17 protein-coding genes are annotated in these 21,267 nt (G+C 67.0%); 12 read left to right on the top strand and 5 right to left on the bottom strand.

Annotated features, from left to right (window positions below; all coding sequences use genetic code 11):
• Positions 1–56: 56 nt before the first annotated feature.
• From ACLB6G_RS02065 to ACLB6G_RS02045, 5 genes are all read right to left on the bottom strand, one after another.
• Positions 57–3,359, bottom strand: coding sequence for an efflux RND transporter permease subunit (locus ACLB6G_RS02065; protein WP_410354444.1), 3,303 nt, complete (start codon positions 3,357–3,359; stop codon positions 57–59).
• The gene (locus ACLB6G_RS02060; RefSeq protein WP_410354443.1) at positions 3,356–4,318 is read right to left on the bottom strand and encodes an efflux RND transporter periplasmic adaptor subunit; all 963 of its coding nucleotides are present in this window, start codon (positions 4,316–4,318) and stop codon (positions 3,356–3,358) included. The genes ACLB6G_RS02065 and ACLB6G_RS02060 overlap by 4 nt, the downstream gene beginning before the upstream one ends.
• 39 nt (positions 4,319–4,357) lie before the next feature.
• Positions 4,358–4,558: a YgaP family membrane protein gene (locus tag ACLB6G_RS02055; protein WP_410354442.1), complete on the bottom strand. Its 201-nt coding sequence runs from the start codon at positions 4,556–4,558 to the stop codon at positions 4,358–4,360.
• 153 nt (positions 4,559–4,711) lie between these two features.
• Positions 4,712–5,440 (bottom strand): aspartate/glutamate racemase family protein, encoded by a 729-nt coding sequence (locus tag ACLB6G_RS02050; protein WP_410354441.1) that lies wholly within the window; start codon positions 5,438–5,440, stop codon positions 4,712–4,714.
• Complete coding sequence (locus tag ACLB6G_RS02045) at positions 5,437–6,141, bottom strand: GntR family transcriptional regulator (RefSeq protein ID WP_410354440.1); 705 nt, start codon at positions 6,139–6,141, stop codon at positions 5,437–5,439. The genes ACLB6G_RS02050 and ACLB6G_RS02045 overlap by 4 nt, the downstream gene beginning before the upstream one ends.
• Positions 6,142–6,242: 101 nt before the next feature.
• Between ACLB6G_RS02045 and ACLB6G_RS02040 the strand changes: the two genes are divergently transcribed.
• From ACLB6G_RS02040 to hrpB, 12 genes are all read left to right on the top strand, one after another.
• Complete coding sequence (locus ACLB6G_RS02040; RefSeq protein ID WP_410354439.1) at positions 6,243–7,949, top strand: thiamine pyrophosphate-binding protein; 1,707 nt, start codon at positions 6,243–6,245, stop codon at positions 7,947–7,949.
• Positions 7,949–9,073: an enolase C-terminal domain-like protein gene (locus tag ACLB6G_RS02035; protein ID WP_410354438.1), complete on the top strand. Its 1,125-nt coding sequence runs from the start codon at positions 7,949–7,951 to the stop codon at positions 9,071–9,073. Before ACLB6G_RS02040 ends, ACLB6G_RS02035 begins: the two co-directional genes overlap by 1 nt.
• 77 nt (positions 9,074–9,150) lie before the next feature.
• Positions 9,151–10,410, top strand: a complete 1,260-nt coding sequence (locus tag ACLB6G_RS02030) for an NAD(P)/FAD-dependent oxidoreductase (RefSeq protein ID WP_410354437.1) — start codon at positions 9,151–9,153, stop codon at positions 10,408–10,410.
• Between the two features lie 62 nt (positions 10,411–10,472).
• Positions 10,473–11,447 carry a TRAP transporter substrate-binding protein gene (locus ACLB6G_RS02025; protein ID WP_410354436.1) on the top strand — a complete coding sequence of 325 codons (975 nt, stop codon included), beginning with the start codon at positions 10,473–10,475 and terminating at the stop codon, positions 11,445–11,447.
• 85 nt (positions 11,448–11,532) lie between these two features.
• Positions 11,533–12,066, top strand: coding sequence for a TRAP transporter small permease (locus tag ACLB6G_RS02020; protein WP_410354435.1), 534 nt, complete (start codon positions 11,533–11,535; stop codon positions 12,064–12,066).
• Positions 12,067–12,072: 6 nt separating this feature from the next.
• Positions 12,073–13,383 (top strand): TRAP transporter large permease, encoded by a 1,311-nt coding sequence (locus ACLB6G_RS02015; RefSeq protein WP_410354434.1) that lies wholly within the window; start codon positions 12,073–12,075, stop codon positions 13,381–13,383.
• Between the two features lie 7 nt (positions 13,384–13,390).
• A complete protein-coding gene (locus ACLB6G_RS02010; RefSeq protein WP_410354433.1) occupies positions 13,391–14,134 on the top strand; it encodes a TSUP family transporter in 744 nt (247 codons plus the stop codon).
• 2 nt (positions 14,135–14,136) lie between these two features.
• Positions 14,137–15,078, top strand: coding sequence for a hypothetical protein (locus ACLB6G_RS02005; RefSeq protein WP_410354432.1), 942 nt, complete (start codon positions 14,137–14,139; stop codon positions 15,076–15,078).
• An 88-nt stretch (positions 15,079–15,166) separates the two neighbouring features.
• Positions 15,167–16,387 (top strand): ABC transporter substrate-binding protein, encoded by a 1,221-nt coding sequence (locus ACLB6G_RS02000; protein ID WP_410354431.1) that lies wholly within the window; start codon positions 15,167–15,169, stop codon positions 16,385–16,387.
• Positions 16,388–16,430: 43 nt separating this feature from the next.
• Complete coding sequence (locus tag ACLB6G_RS01995) at positions 16,431–18,101, top strand: ABC transporter permease (protein WP_410354430.1); 1,671 nt, start codon at positions 16,431–16,433, stop codon at positions 18,099–18,101.
• Positions 18,102–18,117: 16 nt separating this feature from the next.
• Positions 18,118–18,771, top strand: a complete 654-nt coding sequence (locus tag ACLB6G_RS01990; protein WP_410354429.1) for an ATP-binding cassette domain-containing protein — start codon at positions 18,118–18,120, stop codon at positions 18,769–18,771.
• The gene (gene hrpB, locus ACLB6G_RS01985) at positions 18,764–21,232 is read left to right on the top strand and encodes an ATP-dependent helicase HrpB (protein WP_410354428.1); all 2,469 of its coding nucleotides are present in this window, start codon (positions 18,764–18,766) and stop codon (positions 21,230–21,232) included. Before ACLB6G_RS01990 ends, hrpB begins: the two co-directional genes overlap by 8 nt.
• Positions 21,233–21,267: the final 35 nt, after the last annotated feature.

Genomic DNA, 21,267 nt, shown 5'->3' with positions numbered 1-21,267 from the left:
AGGCCGCGGTCTCCGTCGGGAAACCGCGGCCTCTGCGCTTGTGAGGCTGGCGCCTGTCAGGTGCGCAGCACCCGGTAGATCGCCGGGATGACGAGAACCGTCAGCAGGGTTGACGACGCCAGGCCGAACAGCAGCGAGATCGCCAGGCCCTGGAAGATCGGGTCGGTCAGGATCACCGCCGCGCCGATCATGGCCGCCAGTGCCGTCAGCAGGATCGGCTTGAAGCGGATGGCGCCGGCCTCGATCAGGATCTCGGTCAGGTCGCGCTTGCGCATCGGCGTGCCGGGCGCGACGTCAGGCTGGTCTTCGTCTGCCGCGACGATGGCCATTTCGGTCTCCGCGACATGCTCCTCGCCGCCGACCGGTACCTCGCGCGGCGCATGCCGGATGAAATCCACCAGCAGGATCGAGTTGCGCACGATGATGCCCGCCAGCGCGATGAAGCCGATCATAGAGGTTGCCGAGAACGGCGCGCCGAACAGCCAGTGGCCGCCCAGGATGCCGATGAAGGTCAGCGGGATCGGCGTCAGGATGACCAGCGGCACCTTGAACGAGCCGAACTGCCCGACGACGAGGATGTAGATGCCCAGCAAGGCGACGATGAAGGCCGCGCCCATGTCGCGGAAGGTCACCCATGTGACCTCCCATTCGCCATCCCACAGCAGCACGGGCTTCGTCTCGTCCTCTGGCTGGCCGTGAAGCGAGATCACGGGTTTCTCCAGCCCGGTCCAGTCCTGCGCGTCGATGGCCTCCTGCACGGCAAGCATGCCGTAGAGCGGCGCCTCGAAATCGCCGGCCAGTTCCGCCGTCACCATTTCCGCGAACCGTCCGTTGTGGCGGAAGATCGGGTAGGATGCTTTTTCTTCTTCCACCTGGATGACATCGCCCAGTTCCACGACGCCGCGCGCGCCGGGCAGCACGTTGGCAGGGATGGGCGTGGTCAGGAAGGCCTCGTCCAGCACACGCTCGCCCTTCGGCCGTTCCACGCGGATCGGCACGGGATGGCGGCCCTCGCCCTTGTGGGAATAGCCCACCGTCGTGCCGGAATTGAGGATCGACAGTGTCTGCAGCACGTCGCCTTCCTGGACCTTGAAGAAATCGAGGTCGTCGGTGGAGATCGTGGTGCGCAGTCGGCGCGCCTGCTGGCCGTAGGAATTGTCCACGTCGACCACGTACGGGACCGACTTGAAGGCTTCCTCGACCTTGGCCGCCACGGCGCGCCGCGTTTCAGCGTCCGGTCCGTAGATCTCGGCCAGGAGCGTCGCCATGACAGGCGGTCCGGGCGGCGGTTCCACCACCTTCAGGCTGGAGCCTTCCGGCACGTCGATGGCGGCGATGCGCGCGCGGATGTCGAGCGCGATCTCGTGGCTGGAGCGTGTCCGCTCGTCCTTGCCCTTCAGGTTGATCGCCACGTCACCCATCTGCGGCTCCGAGCGCAGGTAGTAATGGCGTACCAGCCCGTTGAAGTTGAACGGAGAAGCCGTGCCGGCATGGGTCTGGACGGACTTCACCTCGTCCAGTTCCAGCACGCTGCGGGCGACCGCCTGGGCCACCGCGTCGGTCTTTTCCACCGACGAGCCTTCCGGCAGGTCGATCACCACGGACAGTTCCGACTTGTTGTCGAAAGGCAGAAGCTTGACCGTCACGTCCTTGGTGTAGAACAGCGCCAGCGAGCCGAGCGTCAGCATGCCGACAACGATCAGGAACAGCCAGCTCGTCGCCTTGCTCCACAGGATCGGCCTTGCCGCCGCCGTGTACATCGAGCCCAGCACGCCGCCATGGGCATGATGGTCGCCATGGCTGTGCACTGGCGCCTTGCCGGCGAATTTCAGCATCAGCCAGGGCGTCACCATCACGGCAACGAAGAAGGAGAAGATCATCGCCGCCGAGGCATTGGCCGGAATGGGCGACATGTAGGGGCCCATCATGCCGGAGACGAACAGCATGGGCAGCAGCGCGGCCACGACGGTCAGCGTGGCGATGATCGTGGGATTGCCCACCTCTGCCACCGCCTCGATGGCCGCCTGCTTGCGGTCGCGCGCGTCCTTCATGCCCCAGTGCCGCGCGATATTCTCGATGACGACGATGGCGTCGTCGACGAGAATGCCGATGGAGAAGATCAGCGCGAACAGCGACACGCGGTTCAGCGTGTAGCCCATCAGCCGCGAGGCGAACAGCGTCAGCAGGATGGTCACCGGAATGACGATGGCGACCACCAGCGCCTCGCGCCGGCCGATGGACAGCCACACCAGCAGGATGATCGACACCGTCGCAAGACCCAGGTGATACAGCAGTTCGTTGGCCTTCTCGTTGGCCGTCTCGCCATAGTCGCGGGTCACCTCCACCGCCATGTCGTGCGGAATGAGCGTGCCTTCCAGCGTTTCAACCTTGTGCAGGATCTGCTCGGCCACCGTCACTGCGTTGGAACCGGCGCGCTTGGCGATGGCCAGCGTTACCGAAGGCACCCGCGTGATGCCGTCCTCGCCCTTCGAGACGGTGGAGACCATCAGGTCGGCCGTGTCGGTGGCGAAGGACACGTCGGCGACATCGCGCACATAGACCGGACGGTCGTCGCGCGTGGTCAGCAGCAGGTTGCCGATCTCGGCGGGCGAGTTCAGCGTCTCGCCGGCGATGATGGTGATCTGTTCGCCGGTGTCGCGCACATTGCCGATGGGAAAGGATGTATTGGCGCCCTGGACCTTGCCGGCAAGCTGCTGAAGCGTGACGCCATAGAGCGCCAGCCGTGCCGGATCGGGCGCGATGCGGATCATCTCGCCGGTCTCGCCGACCAGATAGGTCAGGCCGACATCCTGGATCTTGGCCAGTTCGGTGCGCAATTCGCGCGCCACGCGGGTCAGGTCGTTGGCGGTGATGCGGTCGGCGGCTTGCGGCACGGGCGACAGCGTCAGCGACACGATGGCGACATCGTCGATGCCGCGCCCGACGATCATCGGCTCGGGGATGCCGACGGGAATGCGGTCCGAATTGGCCTTCACCTTGTCATGCACGCGCAGGATCGCCGTGTCCGACGAGGTGCCGGTCAGGAAGCGGGCGGTGACCATGACCCGGTCGTCGGCCGTCTGCGAATAGACGTGCTCGACGCCGTCGATGCCCTTGACGATCGTCTCCAGCGGCTCCGAGATCAGCTTGACCGCGTCGGCCGCCTTGAGCCCGTGCGCCGGCACCATGATGTCGACCATGGGCACCGAGATCTGCGGCTCTTCCTCGCGCGGCAGCGTGATCAGCGCGATCAGGCCGAAGGCGAAGGCGGCGATGAGGAAAAGGGGCGTGAGCGGGGAGACGATGAATGCCTTCGTCAGCCCGCCGGCAATCCCCAGCGGTGTCTTGTGAACGCTCATGGCACGATTACCGTGTCGCCGGCTTCCAGGCCGGTCAGGATTTCAACATGCGGTGCGCCGTCATGCCGGACGGTCTCGCCGGTGACGACGGCACGTTCCACCGCTTCGCCGTTTTCCACGACGGAAAGGAATTCCAGTCCGGAGCGGATGGTCAATGCCGTTGCAGGAACGAGCAGCGCCTCGCGCGTGCCCACCGGAACCTGCACGAGAATGCGCGCATCGACGAAGTCGGTCGGCAGTTTCTCCACCTCGACATCGGCGATGACGCGGCCGTTTTCGATCTGCGGATAGATCTTGGCGAGTTTTCCGGCGGTTTCCTGGCCACCCGCCGCGATCTGGATCTGGGCGCCGGCTATGAGCGAGCGGGCATGGCGCTCGGGGATGGCGAGGCGCAGGAAGAAGCCGCCACCGCCGATGGTCGCCACCGGTTCACCCGGCATGATCACCGCACCCTTGGTGACGGGCACGGTCAGGACGCGGCCGGCGGCGGGCGCCAGCACGTCACCCTCCGCGCCCTGCTGTTCCAGCACCTGACGTTGCGCCTGCGTGGCCGCAATCTCGTTGCGCGCCACGTCGGCGGCGGTCTGAAGCTGGTCCAGCCGCTGGCGCGTCATCACGCCGCGTTCGACCAGTGTCTGCGCGCGCTTGAGTTCGGATTCGGCGGTTTCAAGCTGCGAGGCGAGCGCCCTGAGCCGGGCATCCTGCGCGGCGATCTGGAAATCCAGCTTGTCGTCGCGCACGGTCGCGATGGTCTGCCCGGCGGTCACGTTGTCGCCTTCGGTGACCATGAGGTCGACGACAACGCCCCCGATGCGCGCCCGTGCCGGAATGGTGTCGCGGGCTTCCACCCGGCCATAGACGGCTTTCCATTCGGGAACCGGGACCGGTTCGGCCTTGTACTCGGCCGCACCGGCCGAAGTCGCGGCCAGGAACCCGGTGATCAGGAGAAGTGCGCGCATGGGGTCGTTCCTTGTCGTTTCAGCTTGGGGTCGCCTTGCTCAGAAGGCGCTTCCCGGCTTGACGCCGAGCTTCTTGAAAATCATGGCAGCGGGGCAGAAGCCGGTAAAGGCGGACTGCAGCATGTTGACGCCGATGAAGACGGTGAACCAGACAAACAGCGGCGACACATAGACCGTCAGGAGGACGGACAGAAGCACCATGAAACCGGCAAAGGCAAGGACGGTACGGTCGAGGGACATGGGAGGAACTCCGGGTTGTTAATATCTACACATGTTCATATATAGAAGTGAATTCGATATTGCAATGCACCTTTCAAGCCCCGCCGAAAGTTTTCGAGCAGGATACCGGCCCGTTGGCCGGAACGCCGTGAATGGCAGGCGTAGCGGACAGGCCTATCCCGCCGGTGGCGGAAAGCGCGCCGGTGTCAGCCCTGCCTGGAACCAGGTGACGAGGTTGTGGATGGAAAAGACCGGCAGCCCGGTCGCCGCGCGGATGTCGGGCGCATAGGGCACCATGTTGGTGCATTCCAGCACGATGGCGCCGAGATCGGGATGCGCCGCCGCGAGCGCCCGCGCAGCCTCCACATTGTCGTCCCGCGCTGCCTCCACGTCCAGCGTCATCTCGTTGTCGAGAATGGCGCGGGTGAATTCGCGCCCGCCCTCCGTCGTGCCGATCGGCGTGCCTTCCGGCACACGCGCCTTCTCAAGGTGAAGCGTCGTCAGCGTGGAGGCCGAAATGGTCAGGATGCCGGCGCGCTTGCCGGGGGGCAGCAACCGGTTGACCGCCTCCACCTGCATCAGCGACGAGGTGGCGACGGGCACGCCCGTGGCCTCGGCCAGTTCGTCCTGGAAGAGTGCCAGGAAGCCGCAATTGGTGGTGATGCCGTCCACGCCGTCGGCGACGAGATCGCGTGCCGCGCCGATGAAGGCGTCCAGCGTTCCGGCCGCGCCGCGGCGTACGACGCGGTCGGGTGTCGCGTCGCGCACGATGCGGTAATGCACCGGGAAGGACCAGGTCAGGGCATTGCCCACGTCGCCGGGAATGCGTGGAAAGCGCGCATCGAGCATGAGGATGCCGACCGAGGCGCCATAGATCGCCTTGCCGCCGCTGACCCGTGTCATGTTCCTTCTCCCGTGTCGATGCGGCGCTCGAAGAGTTCCTCCGGCCCGCTCACATAGATGCTCGAAAAGCCTTCCTTCACCGCCGCGACGATCTGGTCCATGCGCTTGACGATGTGCTGGCGCATCAGCGCTTCCGCCGTGCCGGCGTCGCGCGCTTCCAGCGCCTGCATGATCTGCCTGTGCTCGCCCTTGGTGTGCAGCACGCGCGCGCTCATGTCGATCCAGCGGATGAAGCGGATGCGCTCGTTGACGGAGACAAGCTGGCGCAAGATCTCGGCGTTCCCGGTCAGCCGGGCGATCCCCGTATGGAAGGCCTCGTCGTGTTCGACGACCTCGCGGATTGTCTTTCCCTCGTGGTCGAGACCGCGCGCATGGAGCGCTTCCTTCAAGGCGGCGATCCCGGCATCGCTGGCGCGCTCGCAGGCCATGCGCACGGCGGCGGTTTCCAGCACCGTGCGCATCTCGTACAGCTCATAGATCTGCCGGGCGTCCAGTTCGCGGCAAAAGAAGCCCTTGCCCGGCTGGAAATCGATGAGTTGTTCGGCAACCAGCCGGTTCAGCGCCTCGCGCAGTGGCGTCCGGCTGGCGTCCAGGTCGCGGGCAAGCTGCACCTCGTTGATCCGCTCACCGGGCCGGATGCCGAAATTGACCGCCATTTCCTTGAGCCGCTGGTAGAGCGCCTCGACCCGGCCTTCGCTCATGCTGCGCCTGTCCTCCACGCGTTCCGCCTTCTTGACACAGCGTGTGCGCCTTCGCAAGATACAGAACTGTATGCAGATATGTGCGCAGACAAGGCGGGAGCATGACACCGAGGGAACACGGATCGAACGAACTGACGGGCGCCGAGGCCATGGTGCGCATGCTGCAGGTTCACGGCGTGCGCCATGTCTTCGGCCTGTGCGGTGACACCTCGCTGCCTTTCTACGACGCCATGGCGACGCTCGACCACGGCATGACCCATATCCTGACGCGTGACGAGCGCCATGCCGCCTACATGGCCGACGGTTATGCGCGCGTCACCGGCAGGCCGGGTGTCTGCGAAGGCCCGTCCGGCGGTGGTGCGACCTACATCCTGCCGGGCGTCGTTGAAGCCAATGAAAGTTCGGTTCCGGTCCTTGCCATCACCACGGATGTCTCGACAGCCTCGCGCGGACGCTATCCCCTGACCGAGCTGGACCAGGTGGCCCTGTTCCGCCCGCTGACGAAGTGGAATGCCTCGCTGGACGATGCCGCGCGCCTGCCGGCGCAGGTGCGCGCGGCGTTCCGCGCCATGACCACCGGCCGTCCGGGCGCCGCCCACCTCGCGCTGCCCTTCGATACGCAGAAGGGCGCCGTCGATCCGGCCGAAATCTGGGCCGATCCCAATCACCACCGCTTTCCCGCCTTGCCGGCCGCCCCGGATGCGAGTGCCGTCGAGGAGGCGGCCGACCGGCTTTGCGCCGCCCGCAGGGCTGTCGCCATATGCGGCGGGGGCCCGGTCATCGCCGGCGCCTTCGATGCGGTGAAGCGTCTGGCCGGCCTGCTCGACCTGCCCGTGGCGACCTCCGTTTCCGGCCAGGGCATCATCGCCGAGACCGATAGCCATGCCGTCGGCGTCACCGGTTCCAATGGCGGCGTGCCCGCCACCCGCGCCGTGATCGACGAGGCCGACCTCGTGCTCTTCATCGGCTGCCGCGCCGGTTCGGTGACAACCGAGCGCTGGCGTTCGCCAAGAACCGGCACCACCATCATCCATATCGACAGCGACCCCGAGGTGATTGGCGCGAATTACAGGCCGGACGTGGCCATTGCCGCCGATGCCCGGCTTGCGCTTGAGGCCCTCGTCGAGGCCGTCGCGGCGCGGGCGGATCGCAACGGCCAGGATGGCACGGCGCGCGCCGCGCGCGCCTGGCAGGCAAAGCTGTCGGATTTCCGGCCGCTGGCCGAAAGCGGCGAGAGGCCCATCCGGCCCGAACGCGTGGTCGCCACGCTGCAGCGCCTGCTGGATGACGACGCCATCATCGTCGCCGATCCCGGCACGCCCTGCCCCTATTTCTCCGCCCATTACCGCTGGCCGAAGGCCGGCCGCCACTTCATCACCAACCGCGCCCATGGCGCGCTGGGTTACGCGCTCGCTGCTGCCATGGGCGCCCATGTCGGCCGCCCGGCCTCCAAGACCGTCGCGGTCATGGGCGATGGCTCCTTCGGTTTCTGCTGCGGCGAGTTCGAGACCATCTGCCGCTACAACATGCCCATCACCTCTGTCGTCTTCTCCAACTCGGTCTTCGGCTGGATCAAGGCCGGCCAGAAATCCGGCTTTGGCGGGCGCTATCACAATGTCGATTTCTCCCGCACCGATCATGCGGCCGTCGCAAGCGCCTTCGGCGTGAAGTCCTGGCGGGTGGAAGACCCCGGCCAACTGGAAGCCGTGCTGAAACAGGCGCTCGCCCATGACGGCCCGGCGCTGGTCGACGTGATCGCGCAACCGCTGCAGGATGCCGCCGCGCCCGTCTCCGAATGGGTCGCCTGATGGCCGGCGGCCTCGATCAGCCGATCACCGGTTTCGATGTCTGGCATTGCGCATTGCCGGTTACCGGCAGGCGTGACCATGGCATCGGCGCCGTGGCCGGCAAGATCGAGGTGATCATATTGCGCCTGACCGTCGAAGACGGGACGCAGGGCTTCGGAGAGGCTTCGCCATGGGTGGTGTTCACAGGATCACCGGAAGCCAGCTTCGCCGCGCTCGACCGCTACATGCGCCCGCATGTCGTCGGCCGCCCCGTCGCGCAAATGGAGACCATCCTTGCCGATGCCGCCCGTGCCGTCGTGCATTGCACCGAGGCCAAGGCCGCCCTGGACACCGCCCTGCACGATCTGGCCGGAAAGCTGACCGGCCGGAGCGTCTGCGCCCTGCTGGGCGGCGGCGATCCCGCGCCGATTCCATTGTCCTGTTCCATCGCCAACCCGGATTTCGAGGACGACAAGGCTTTGCTGGAGCGCCTCGCCGCCGATGGTGTCGGCATCGTCAAGCTGAAGACCGGTTTCACCGGCCATGCCTTCGACCTGATGCGTCTGGAATGGATCCGCACGCGCCATCCGGAAATGCGCATCCGCGTCGACTATAACCAGGGCCTGACCCGGGAAGAGGCGCTTGCGCAGGTGCCGGAAATTGCAGGCTTCGAGCCCGATTTCATCGAACAGCCGGTCGCCGCCGGGGATTGGGCCACGATGGCCGACCTGCGCGGCATGCTCGACCTGCCCCTGCTGGCCGACGAAAGCGTCTTCGGCCCGGAGGACATGGCGCGCGCCCTGCGCGAGGGCATATGCGATGGCGTCTCGGTAAAGATCATGAAGACCGGCGGTCTCAGGCGCGCGCAGGACGTTGCCCGCATGGCGGTCGGGGCCGGACTCCTGGCCTATGGCGGCGACATGTTCGAAACCGGGCTTGCCCATCTCGCCGGCGCGCAGATGATCGCCGCCACGCCGGAAATCACGCTGGGCTGCGAATTCTACCAGGCACGGTATTTCCTGGCCGAGGACCTTCTGGCAACGCCGTTTCCCGTCCGGGACGGGCATGTGATCCTGCCGCCGGGGTCGGGGCTGGGGATCGATCCGGACATGGAGAAAATCCGGCGGTTCAGCGTGACGGCTTAAGAACATCGATAATTTATTGACAAATTCTAGACGTGTGTCACCATCGCGTCGAGGCAAATGCAGGGGACGGGACAGGAATGGATGCCAGCGACCGGAAAGGCAGGACCGTTGCGGTGATTGGCGCCGGCATTGTCGGCGTCTCGACGGCCATCTGGCTCCAGCGTGACGGCCATGATGTCATCCTGGTCGACCGGCTTGGACCGGGCGAGGGAACGAGCTTCGGCAATGGCGGCGTCCTGGCATCCTGCTCGGTCGTGCCGGTCACGGTACCGGGTCTCATCGCCAAGGCGCCGCGCATGCTGTTCGATCCGCGCCAGCCGCTTTTTCTCAAATGGGGCTACCTGCCGAGGTTGCTGCCATGGCTGATCCGTTATCTGGGCCATGCCAATGCCGAAGCGGTGAAACGGCGCGCTGCCGCGCTTCATCCGATCATCGGCGACAGCCTTGCCGACCATCAGGCCCTGGCACGGGGAACGGGCGCGGAGAAATGGATCCAGCCTTCCGATTACCTGTTCCTCTACAATGACCGCGCCCATTTCGAGAGCGACGCCTTCGGTTGGTCGATCCGCAAGGACCACGGTTTCAACTGGGATGTCCTGGAAGGCAAGGACTTCACCGATTACGATCCCGCCTACGGCCCGGAACTCGATTGCGCCATCCGGCTGAAGGATCACGGGGTCATCCGCGATCCCGGGCAATATGTGAGGGACCTGGCCGCCCATGCCGAACGCAACGGCGCGCGCATCCTCAAGGCCGATGTCACCGATATCGTGAGCGAAAACGGCCAGGTGACCGGCATCCGCGCCGGCGGTGAGACCATCGCCTGCGATGCCGCCGTCATTGCGACCGGTGTCTGGTCCGGCCCTCTGGCCGCGAAACTGGGCGTCAAGGTGCCCATCGAGACCGAACGCGGCTATCATCTGGAATTGTGGGAGCCGAACATCACGCCGCGCTCGCCTGTCGCGGTCGCCTCCGGCAAGTTCGTCGTCACGCCCATGGAAGGGCGTATCCGGCTGGCCGGCATCGTGGAATTCGGCGGACTGGAAGCGCCGGCATCGCGCGCGCCCTTCCGGCTCCTGGAAAGCAATGTCCGGGCCGCGATCCCGGGCCTGAAATGGAAGGAAACGCGCGAATGGATGGGCCACCGCCCCGCAATCGCCGACTCCATCCCCGTCATCGGCGAGGCGCCCGCGGTCAGGGGCGCCTTCCTCGGCTTCGGGCATGACCATGTCGGCCTGACCGGAGGACCGAAGACCGGACGGGTGCTCGCACAGCTCGTTGCCGGCAAAACGCCCAACATGGACCTTGCGCCTTATTCGCCATCGCGGTTTGAATAGGCGCCGGACGGAAACAACAAGAACAAGAAAACGATCAACATCAACCAGAATGGGAGAATGACATGAAGACACTTGCCAGACTGATGGCCGCCACGGCCCTTTCGACCTTCGCCGCCACGGCGGCACAAGCGGAAAAGTGGGACATGCCGATGGCCTATGCGGCCACCAATTTCCACTCCGAGGTCGGCGCCGACTTTGCCAAATGCGTGACCGAAGCCACGGGCGGCAATCTCGAGATCGTCACCCATCCCTCCGGCTCGCTGTTCAAGGGCAACGAGATCAAGCGCGCGGTCCAGACCGGACAGGCCAATATCGGCGAGCGCCTGCTTTCCGCCCATGGCAACGAGAACCCGCTCTACGAGGTGGATTCCATTCCCTTCCTCGTCTCCTCCTTCGACCAGCACGAGAAGCTGTGGTCCATTGCCGAGCCCTATGTGAGCAAGGTGCTTGCCGACGACAACCTGCACTATCTCTATTCGGTGCCGTGGCCGCCCCAGGGCCTCTACATCAACAAGCCGGTCAGCACGGTGGAAGACCTCAAGGGCGTCAAGTTCCGTTCCTATTCCACCGCCACCGCGCGCATGGCCGAACTGACCGGCATGCTGCCGGTACAGGTCGAGGCCGCGGAACTGAGCCAGGCGCTGGCCACCGGCGTGGCCGAGAGCTTCATCTCGTCGGGCGCCACCGGCTATGACCGCAAGGTCTGGGAGCAACTCTCCAATTTCTACGAAGTGGATGCCTGGCTGCCGCGCAACGCCGTTTTCGTCAACATGGACGCCTGGAACGGCCTTGACGACGCCACCAAGGCGGCGATGAACGACTGCGCCGCCAAGGCGGCTGAGCAGGGTCTCGCCCGCTCCAAGGACTACACGCAGTTCACGCTCGACGGCCTGAAGGAAAACGGGATGACCGTGGAGCGCGCCAGCGACGACCTGATGAACGGTCTCAAGGCCATTGGCGAGACGATGACGCAGGAATGGCTGGAAAAGGCCGGTGACGACGGCAAGGCCATCGTCGAGGCCTACAAGAACCAGTAACCGGCAAGGGCCGGCGGACAAGCCCGCCGGCCCTTTCTTTCCGTTTCACGCTCCAGACAAGCCGACTGCGCTAGGGGGGACAGCCATGCTCGCCGCAGGCCGCGCGCTTCGCCGCATTCTCGATGCACTCTACCTGGCCGGGGGGATCATCGCCGCCTTCTTCACCGTGGCCATCCTCGTGCTGATCGTCCTCCAGATGCTGGCGCGCTGGACCGGCAATGTCTTTCCCGGCGCGACCGACTATGCCGGTTACTGCATGGCGGGCGCGTCCTTCTTCGCCTTTGCCTATGCGCTCAACCACGGCTCGCACATCCGCGTCTCGCTGTTTCTCCACGCGCTCGGGGAAAAGCGGTTCTGGGGCGAATTGTGGTGTTTCGCCATCGGCACCGCGGCAGCCACCTATTTTGCCTGGTATGCCGTGCGCGGCGCCTGGTGGTCCTGGAAGCTGAAGGACATCAGCCAGGGACTCGACGCCACGCCGGTCTGGATCCCGCAAATCTCCATGGTGGCCGGAACCGTGCTTCTCGCCATTGCCTTCTGGGACCATCTGGTCCGCCTCGTCTTCACCGGCAAGCATGGCATCACCACCGATGCCGTCAGCCAGAGCCACGCGGAGTGACGCGCCATGGAACAGCTCGCTCCGATCGCCATCTTCCTCTTCGTCCTTTTCCTGCTGCTGGGCTCGGGCGTCTGGGTCGGCCTGTCGCTGCTCGGCGTGGCCTATGTCGGCATGGAACTCTTCACCAGCCGTCCGGCCGGCGACGCCATGATCACCACGATCTGGACCGCGTCCTCCTCCTGGACACTGACAGCCCTGCCGCTCTTCATCTGGATGGGCGAGATCCTCTACCGGACCCGCCTGTCGGAGGACATGTTCCGCGGCCTCTCGCCCTGGATGGCCCCGCTGCCAGGCGGCCTTGTCCACACCAACATCGTCGGCTGCACGGTCTTTGCCGCCGTTTCCGGCTCGTCGGCCGCCACGCTGACCACGGTCGGCAAGATGTCCATTCCCGAACTGCGCAAGCGCAACTATCCCGAACACATGATCATCGGCACGCTGGCCGGCGCCGCGACCCTGGGCCTGATGATCCCGCCATCGCTCACCCTCATCGTCTATGGCGTGACCATCAACGAATCCATCACCAAGCTCTTCATGGCCGGCGTCATTCCGGGCCTGGTGCTGGCCGGCATGTTCATGACCTATGTCGCCATCATGTCGCGTGTCTCGAAGGATTTCGCGCCCGACCCTGAAGACCGCATGAGCCTCGGCGAGAAGATCCGGAACTCGCGTTTCCTCATTCCGGTGATCAGCCTCATCCTCGTGGTGATCGGATCGATGTATCTCGGCTATGCCACGGCGACGGAAGCTGCCGCTTTCGGCGTCATCGGCGCGCTCGTGCTGGCCGCTGCCCAGGGTTCGCTGAGCGTGTCGACCTTCGCCGAAAGCCTGATGGGCGCGGTGCGCACCTCCGCCATGATCGCGCTGATCCTGGCCGGCGCGGCCTTCCTGTCGCTCTCCATGGGCTTCACCGGCCTGCCGCGCGGGCTGGCGGACTTCATCGCCTCGCTGGAACTGACGCGATTCGAACTGCTCATGGCGCTGCTCGTCTTCTACATCATCCTCGGCTGCTTCCTGGACGGCATCTCTTCTGTCGTTCTGACCATGGCAGTGGTCGAGCCGATGATCCGCCAGGCCGGCATTGATTTCATCTGGTTCGGCATCTTCATCGTCGTCGTGGTGGAAATGGCGCAGATCACGCCGCCCATCGGCTTCAACCTGTTCGTCCTCCAGGGCATGACCCATCACGAGATGAACTTCATCGCACGCGCCGCGCTGCCGATGTTCCTCATTATGGTGCTGATGGTCTTCGTTCTCATCGCCTTCCCGGAACTGGCGACATGGCTGCCCGACAACATCCGCCAGCGGCCGGCCTGAGGCGCCGATGCACGATGCCTTTGCCCATGTCGCGGCCGCGCCCTGGGTCGCCGCCGCGGTGGTCCTCATTGCAACGGTGGCGGCCGTGGTGCAGTTCGGCCTCGGCATGGGCTTCGGGCTGACGGCGGCGCCGCTGCTCGCCCTCATCGATCCCGAACTCGTGCCGGTTTCGACACTCTATCTTGGCTTCGCCGCTTCGGCCTGGACCGCCTTCGACGAACGCCGGGCCATCGTCTGGCCGGAAGTCTGGACGGCGGCGATCGGCCGCCTTGCCGGCGTTCTCGTGGCCACGGCCGTGCTGGTCTGGATTTCCGACCGAAAGGCCTTCTCGCTGGTCTTCGGCCTGATGGTCGGACTGGCCGTCATCCTCTCCGTGGCAGGCTGGCGGCTGCGCTTCGGGCGCGCCAGCCTTCTCTCCATGGCTGCCGTTTCGGGCCTCATGGGCACGATCACCTCGGTGGGTGCTCCGCCGCTGGCCATCGTCTACCAGGACAGGCCGGCCGCCCAGGCGCGGCCGACACTGGCCGCCTTCTTCGCCATCGGCTGCGTGTTGTCGCTTGCCGCTCTCTACCTGTCCGGCTGGGCCGGCCTGCGCGACCTGGCACTGGCACTCATCATGGTTCCCGGAATGCTGGCCGGTTGGATCATCGCCCGCCTGCTGGCCGGCCGTTTCGACAGGCGCTACCGGCCCGCGCTGCTCGCCGTTGCCGGCATTGCCGCCGTCATCCTCGTCATCCGGGGCCTGTCGTGAGGGTGAGCCTGCTGACAGTGCTCGCCATGGCCGCCCGCCATGGCCGCATGATCCTCGTGGCCGGGCTTGTCGCCGGGATCGCCTTGCCGGATCTCGCGCTGGCCATGCGGCCATGGCTTCAGGAAATGGTCGCCGGCCTGCTGTTCTTCGCCGCCCTGCGCATCGGCCCGCGTCAGGCCTTTGGCACGCTCGGCGCCTTTCCGCGCACGCTGGCCCTGGCGCTGGCCTATCAGCTAGCCCTGCCGCTCGCCGCCTTCGCCCTGTTTGCCGCCCTCGGGCTGCAGGCGTCCGCCCTGGCCATGTCTCTGCTGCTCATGCTGTCGGCCTCGTCGATTTCCGGCAGCCCCAACCTGGCGGTGCTGACCGGGCACGATCCCGCGCCAGCCCTGCGCCTGCTGGTGCTCGGCACCGCGATCCTGCCGCTGACGGCCATTCCCGTCTTCGCGCTCCTGCCGGAACTGGGCGGCGCGGCGGAAGTGTCCGCCGCATCGGCGCGCCTGCTTGCCGTCATCGCCATTGCCTCGGCCATCGCCTTCGCCATCCGCGCATGGATCATCCGGAACCCGGCACCGGGCACCATCGCCGCCATAGACGGGCTCTCCGCCATCGCCATGGCCGTGGTCGTCGTCGGCCTGATGTCGGCTGTCGGTCCGGCATTGCGCACCGATCCGGGCGGCTTTGCCCTTTGGCTCATGGTCGCCTGCGCGGCCAATCTCGGCTCCCAGGTCGCCGCCCACGCCCTGTTGGGGCGCACCGCCCTGGCGCCCGAACGCGTGCCGCTGGCCATCATCGCCGGCAACCGCAACATCGCGCTTTTTCTCGTCGCCCTGCCCGCCGCCGTCACCGATCCGCTGCTGCTCTTCATCGGCTGCTACCAGATCCCGATGTATCTGACGCCGCTGCTCCTTGGCCGCTTCTACGCCCGCAGCGTCACGCGCAAGTGACCCGGGTGTGATTGACCTTGGCGCCGTCCGGCGCGACAACAGCCGGAGATTGAAACGCGCCCCGGCGCGACAGAAACGGAGCCGTCCCTTGAAACGCCTTGTCCTCCCGCTCCTGGCCGCCCTTCTGGGCGCTGCCCCGGCCATCGCCTCCGATCCCGATCCGAAGAACTGGGAAAGCGTGCTGGAAGCGGCGCGCGGCCAGACGGTCTACTGGAACGCATGGGGCGGATCGGAAAACATCAACGCCTATATCGAGTGGGCCGGCGAGGAGTTGCGAAGCCGCCATGGCGTCGAACTCGTGCATGTGAAGCTTGAGGACACCGCGACCGCGGTCGCCACCGTCGTCGCCGAGAAGGCGGCCGGAAAGACGGAAGGCGGGACGGTGGACCTCATCTGGATCAACGGCGAGAATTTCGCCTCCATGAAAAGCCAGGACCTGCTTTTCGCGCCCGGCTGGGCAGACAGCCTGCCCAACTGGTCCTTTGTCGATCACGAGACAAAGCCCACCATCACGGTCGATTTCACCATCCCCACCGATGGCCTGGAAAGCCCCTGGGGCATGGCCAAGCTCGTCTTCTTCCACGACAGCGCCCGCACCGCGCCCGATTCCATGCCGGACAATACGCGCGAACTGCTGGAATGGGCCAAGGCCAATCCCGGCCGCTTTTCCTATCCACAGCCGCCGGATTTCATCGGTTCCAGCTTCCTCAAGCAGGTTTTGAGCGAACTGGTCGCGGATCCCGCCGTGCTGCAGAAGCCGGTGGTGGAAGGCGACTTCGATACGGTCGCGCGCCCGCTTTTCGATTATCTCGACGAGCTCCACCCGCTGATGTGGCGCCAGGCACGCGCCTTTCCGAAGAACTATCCGGCCATGAAGCAGATGCTGGCCGACGGCGAGGCCGAGATCATCTTCGCCTTCAACCCGGCCGAGGCCTCCGCCGCCATTGCCGACGGTGAATTGCCCGACACGGTGCGCTCCTTCGTCTTCTCCGAGGGCACGCTGTCCAACACGCATTTCGTGGCCATCCCGTTCAACGCGAATGCGAAGGCCGGCGCCCTCGTGACCGCCAACTTCCTTCTTTCCCCGGAGGCACAGGCGCGCAAGCAGGACCCGGATGTCTGGGGTGATCCCACCGTGCTGGCCATGGCGAAGCTTCCGGCGGAAGACAGGGCCCGCTTCGAGGCGCTGGACCTCGGCGTGGCCACGCTGCCGCCCGAGAAGCTTGGCCCGGCCATCGCCGAACCCCATGCAAGCTGGATGACGCGGCTGGAGGAAGAGTGGAAGCGCCGCTACGGCGTCGCCAATTGAAACGGGTCTCCACCCGTGGCCGCGGCGAAGGGCCAGGCGCGGGATGAGCTTCGCCCGCTTCGGCCCGCCGCTGGCCGTCGGTCTGCTGGCCGGTCCTGTCCTGGCCGGTCTGGCGGGAACGCTCTTGCCGGCCTTCGGCTGGCTGCCAGCGCTGGGTGGCGACCGCGTCTCGCTTGACCCTTTTCGCGAACTGCTGGCGCAGCCCGGCCTGCTCCGGTCCTGTCTCATCAGCCTGCTGTCCGGTCTGGCGGCGACGCTGGTCGCGCTGGCCGGTGTCGCCCTGTTCATGGCGGCCCATGCCGGCAGCCGCTTCTTCGACCGGGTTCAGCACCTTTTGTCGCCGCTGCTCTCGGTGCCCCATGCCGCCGCGGCCTTCGGTCTGGCCTTTCTGGTTGCGCCTTCGGGCTGGCTCGTCCGGCTCGTCTCGCCCGAACTGACCGGCTGGACCGCGCCGCCCGACGCGCTGGTCGTGCATGATCCCTTCGGCCTTGCCATGACGGCCGGCCTTGTCGTCAAGGAAATTCCCTTCCTGCTGCTGGTCGCCCTGGCGGCGATGCCTCAGGTCCGGCTGGCCGAGACCCGCCGCCTTGCGGCATCGATGGGTCATGGCCGCGTCGCCGGTTTCCTGTTCTTCGCCTGGCCGCCCGTCTATCGCCAGATCCGCCTTGCCGTGCTCGCCGTTCTGGCCTTTTCCACCTCCGTGGTGGATGTCGCCGTCATCCTCGGCCCGGTCACGCCGCCGCCGCTGGCCGTGCGCCTCGTCGGCTGGATGAATGATCCGGACCTCAAAATGCGCTTCTTCGCCTCCGCCGGCGCCCTGTTGCAACTGGGCATCACGGCTCTGGCCTGTGTCGTCTGGCTCGCACTGGAGCGGCTCGGCCATGTGGTATTGGCCCGGCTGCGTGACCGTGGCCGCCGCTTCGCCCATGACCGTGGCCTGCGCGCCATCAGCGGCGTCCTGCCCGGCCTGTCCGCGGGTACCGTCTTCCTGGGTCTGCTGCTTCTGGCCCTGTGGTCCGTGGCAGGTCTCTGGCAGTTTCCCGACGCGCTGCCGCGCAGCTTCTCCCTGCGAAGCTGGGAGCGCGCCTTGCCGCGGCTGGACGGACCGCTTTGGACCACGCTGGCGACCGGCATCCTCGCGGCAGCCCTGGCGACCGTGCTGGCGATCCTTTGCCTGCGCCGCGAGGACGAAACCCGCGCCCCGCCCGGCCGCCTGCTCTGGCTGGTTTACCTGCCGCTGATCGTGCCGCAGGCCGCCTTCCTGTTCGGCTTGCAGATGCTGCTCATCGGCGTCCACGCCGAGCCGTCCCTGCCGGCCCTCGTCTTCGCGCACCTCGTCTTCGTCATGCCCTACGTCTTCCTTTCCCTGTCGGATCCCTGGCGTGCCTTCGACCGCCGCTACGAAACCGTCGCTGCAGGTCTCGGCGCCTCGCGCCTGAAGGCTTTCTGGCGTGTGCGCATGCCCATGATGGCCCGCGCCGTGCTGGCCGCCGCCGCTGTCGGTTTCGCCGTTTCCGTCGGCCAGTATCTGCCCACTTTGCTCATCGGCGCCGGGCGGTTGACCACCATCACGACGGAAGCCGTTGCACTGGCCTCGGGGGGCAATCGCCGCGTCATCGGTGTCTACGCCTTTCTCCAGATGATGCTGCCCGCCGCGGGCTTCGCCATTGCCAGCCTCGTTCCGGCGCTGCTATGGCGCAGGCGTTCGGCCTGACGCAACGGGAAACGCGATGACCACGACCGCCCGACCGCTGACACTGGAAAACGTGCGCATCGTGCTTGCCGGGACATGCCTGCTGGCGATTTCCGCACGGGTGGAACCCGGCGAGGTCCTGACCGTCATGGGTCCCTCCGGCTCCGGCAAGTCAACCCTGCTCGCCTATGTCTCCGGCTTTCTCGATCCCGCCTTCTCGGCCTCCGGGCGGGTGCTGTCCGGCGACATCGACATCACGGCGCTGCCCCCCGAGGCGCGCCATGCCGGCATCCTGTTCCAGGACCCGCTGCTGTTCCCGCACATGAACGTCGAGCAGAACCTGCTCTTCGCCATCCCGGCTTCCGTCGCGGGGCGCGCTGCCCGCCGGGAAATGGCCCGGGCCGCATTGGCCCGGACCGGACTGGAAGAATTCGGCCCCCGCCATCCCGACACCCTGTCGGGTGGCCAGAAGGCCCGCGTTGCGCTCGCTCGCGTGCTGTTGTCGGCGCCGCGCATGCTGCTGCTCGACGAACCCTTTTCCAAGCTTGACGCCAGCCTTCGCGGGCAGATGCGCGATCTCGTCTTTGCCACCGCGCGGGCCTCGGGCCTGCCGGTCATCCTCGTCACCCACGATGCGGCCGATGCCGAGGCCGCCGGCGGCGCCGTGATCCGGGTGGGCACCGATGCCTGACCTGCCTGTGCTTCCGGTCTGCGAGGCTTTTCCCGCCCTCGACGACGCCCTGAGAGACGGCCGCACTGCCGTGCTCGTCGCCCCGCCCGGCGCGGGCAAGACCACGCTGGTGCCCCTGCATCTGCTCGATGCCGGCTGGGCGGGCGATGGCCGCATCATCCTGCTGGAACCGCGCCGGCTGGCGGCGCGCGCAGCAGCGCGGCGCATGGCCGCCCTGCTTGGCGAGGAGGTGGGCGGCACGGTCGGCTATGCAATGCGCATGGACAGCAGCCAGTCGGCCCGGACACGAATCCTCGTGGTGACGGAAGGCGTGTTTGCCCGCATGGCGCTGGACGATCCGGAACTTGCCGGCATATCCGCCGTGCTGTTCGACGAGTTCCACGAACGCTCGCTCGACGGCGATTTCGGCCTGGCGCTGGCGCTCGACATCGCCGGCGGCCTGCGCGAGGACCTGCGTCTCCTCGTCATGTCCGCGACGCTGGACGGCGCGCGCGTCGCTGCCCTGATGGATGGTGCGCCGGTGATCGAGAGCCTGGGCCGTGCCTATCCTGTCGACATCCGTCATGAGGCGCGCGATCCCGGCCAGCCGGTCGAGGATGCCATGGCGGCAGCGATCCGCCGGGCGATCGCCGCCGAGACCGGCAGCGTGCTGGCTTTCCTGCCCGGCCAGCGCGAGATCATGCGCACCGCCGAGCGGCTGGAGGGCGCTGTTCCTGCCAACGTCGACATCGTGCCGCTTTTCGGTGCCATGGACGGAAAGGCGCAGGACATGGCTATCCGCCCCGCGCCTCCTGGCCGCCGCAAGGTGGTGCTCGCCACGTCCATCGCCGAGACGTCGATCACCATCGACGGCGTTCGCATCGTCATCGATTCCGGCCTCTCCCGCCAGCCGGTCTTCGAACCGGCCACCGGCATCACGCGGCTTGAGACGGTGAAGGTGTCGCGTGCCAGCGCCGACCAGCGCGCCGGGCGCGCCGGGCGCACCGGCCCGGGCGTTGCCGTCCGGCTGTGGCACGAGGGCCAGACGGGCGCGCTCGCCGCCTTCGATCCGCCGGAGATCCTCGCCGCCGACCTCACCGGGTTGCTGCTCGATTGCGCTGCCTTCGGCGTTACCGATCCGGCGCGCCTCGCCTTCCTCGACAAGCCGCCGGCGCCGGCACTCGCCGAGGCGCGCAGCCTGTTGATGTCGCTGGAGGCACTGGATTCAGCCGGTCAACTGACTCCGACGGGCAAGGCCATGCGCTCGCTCGCCCTGCCGGCCCGGCTGGCGCACATGGTGGTCATGGCCGCAGCCGAAGGCGCGGCCGGTCAGGCGGCGGCGCTCGCCGTGCTGCTGACCGAGCGCGGGCTGGGCGGCAACGCCGCCGACCTCGACCGGCGGCTGGAAGGATTGGGGCGGGACCGCTCGGCCCGCGCTGTCGCGGCGCGCAGGCTGGCATCCTCGATCGCGCGGCAGGCGGTCCGCGCCGCGCATGCCGATGGCGTGGACGCGCAATCTCCGGGCGCCGGCGCGCTTCTCCTGCATGCATGGCCGGACAGGGTGGCCAGGGCCCGCGGCGCGCGTGGCCGCTTCGTGCTTGCCAATGGCCGCGGCGCGCGCCTGGATGAAACCGACCCGCTGGCCGGCGAGCCCTTTCTCGTGGTCGCCGACATCACCGGCACGGCGCAGAATGCCCGCATCCTGGCGGCCGCGCCGGTGAGCGAGGCGGAAATTCGCTCGGTGCTGGCCGGCCGGATCGAAAGCCGTACCGGTGCCGAATTCGACACCGCGACCGGAACGGTGCGCGCCCGGACAGTGGAGGCACTCGGTGCCATCGTCCTGTCGCAGAAGCCGCTGGCCTCGCCAACGGGCGGGCAGGCCGTGGAGGCGTTGCTCGCCGCCATCCGCGACAACGGGCTCGACATCCTGCCGTGGAGCAAGGAGGCGCTGACGCTGCGCGCCCGCCTTGACTGGCTGCATCGCGGCCTGGGCGAACCGTGGCCCGCGATGGATGACGCGGCGCTGCTTTCGGACCTCGAAGGCTGGCTCGCCCCCTTCGTCACCGGACCGGTTTCGCTGCCGGCGCTCAGGCCCCACCTCCACCAGGCGCTCCTGGCGCGGGTGCCCCACGATCTCCATCGCCAGCTCGACCGTCTCGCGCCAACCAATTTCGATGCGCCATCGGGCAGCCGGGTGCCGGTCCGCTACGAGCCCGGCGGACCGGTCCTTGCCGTCCGGGTGCAGGAGCTTTACGGCCTGACTGCCCATCCCGCGATTGCCGGCGGCACGGTGCCGCTGACCCTTGAATTGCTGTCCCCGGCCCATCGGCCGATACAGACGACGCGCGATCTTCCCGGATTCTGGGCCGGATCGTGGAAGGATGTGCGCGCCGAGATGCGCGGGCGCTATCCCCGCCACCTCTGGCCGGAAAATCCCGCGCAGGCGCAGGCGACCAGCCGCGCCAAGCCGCGCGGAACATGACCGGAGCCGACGCTCAAGGGTCTTGGCTATGCAAG

Origin of the sequence: Zhengella sedimenti (assembly GCF_046506625.1) — a bacterium.
Classification (GTDB): domain Bacteria; phylum Pseudomonadota; class Alphaproteobacteria; order Rhizobiales; family Rhizobiaceae; genus Zhengella; species Zhengella sedimenti.
The sequence above is the reverse complement of the archived record's forward strand: the minus strand, read 5'-3'. Positions and strand labels throughout refer to the sequence as shown.

What these genes read in the sequence shown, in the direction of transcription:
- ACLB6G_RS01995 (WP_410354430.1), top strand. Translation starts at nt 16,431, where the DNA reads ATGAGCTTCGCCCGCTTCGGCCCGCCGCTGGCCGTCGGTCTGCTGGCC.
- ACLB6G_RS02060 (WP_410354443.1), bottom strand. Translation starts at nt 4,318, where the DNA reads ATGCGCGCACTTCTCCTGATCACCGGGTTCCTGGCCGCGACTTCGGCC.
- ACLB6G_RS02035 (WP_410354438.1), top strand. Translation starts at nt 7,949, where the DNA reads ATGGCCGGCGGCCTCGATCAGCCGATCACCGGTTTCGATGTCTGGCAT.
- ACLB6G_RS02025 (WP_410354436.1), top strand. Translation starts at nt 10,473, where the DNA reads ATGAAGACACTTGCCAGACTGATGGCCGCCACGGCCCTTTCGACCTTC.
- ACLB6G_RS02050 (WP_410354441.1), bottom strand. Translation starts at nt 5,440, where the DNA reads ATGACACGGGTCAGCGGCGGCAAGGCGATCTATGGCGCCTCGGTCGGC.
- ACLB6G_RS02040 (WP_410354439.1), top strand. Translation starts at nt 6,243, where the DNA reads ATGACACCGAGGGAACACGGATCGAACGAACTGACGGGCGCCGAGGCC.
- ACLB6G_RS02010 (WP_410354433.1), top strand. Translation starts at nt 13,391, where the DNA reads ATGCACGATGCCTTTGCCCATGTCGCGGCCGCGCCCTGGGTCGCCGCC.
- ACLB6G_RS02055 (WP_410354442.1), bottom strand. Translation starts at nt 4,558, where the DNA reads ATGTCCCTCGACCGTACCGTCCTTGCCTTTGCCGGTTTCATGGTGCTT.
- hrpB (WP_410354428.1), top strand. Translation starts at nt 18,764, where the DNA reads ATGCCTGACCTGCCTGTGCTTCCGGTCTGCGAGGCTTTTCCCGCCCTC.
- ACLB6G_RS02020 (WP_410354435.1), top strand. Translation starts at nt 11,533, where the DNA reads ATGCTCGCCGCAGGCCGCGCGCTTCGCCGCATTCTCGATGCACTCTAC.
- ACLB6G_RS02015 (WP_410354434.1), top strand. Translation starts at nt 12,073, where the DNA reads ATGGAACAGCTCGCTCCGATCGCCATCTTCCTCTTCGTCCTTTTCCTG.
- ACLB6G_RS02045 (WP_410354440.1), bottom strand. Translation starts at nt 6,141, where the DNA reads ATGAGCGAAGGCCGGGTCGAGGCGCTCTACCAGCGGCTCAAGGAAATG.
- ACLB6G_RS01990 (WP_410354429.1), top strand. Translation starts at nt 18,118, where the DNA reads ATGACCACGACCGCCCGACCGCTGACACTGGAAAACGTGCGCATCGTG.
- ACLB6G_RS02030 (WP_410354437.1), top strand. Translation starts at nt 9,151, where the DNA reads ATGGATGCCAGCGACCGGAAAGGCAGGACCGTTGCGGTGATTGGCGCC.
- ACLB6G_RS02065 (WP_410354444.1), bottom strand. Translation starts at nt 3,359, where the DNA reads ATGAGCGTTCACAAGACACCGCTGGGGATTGCCGGCGGGCTGACGAAG.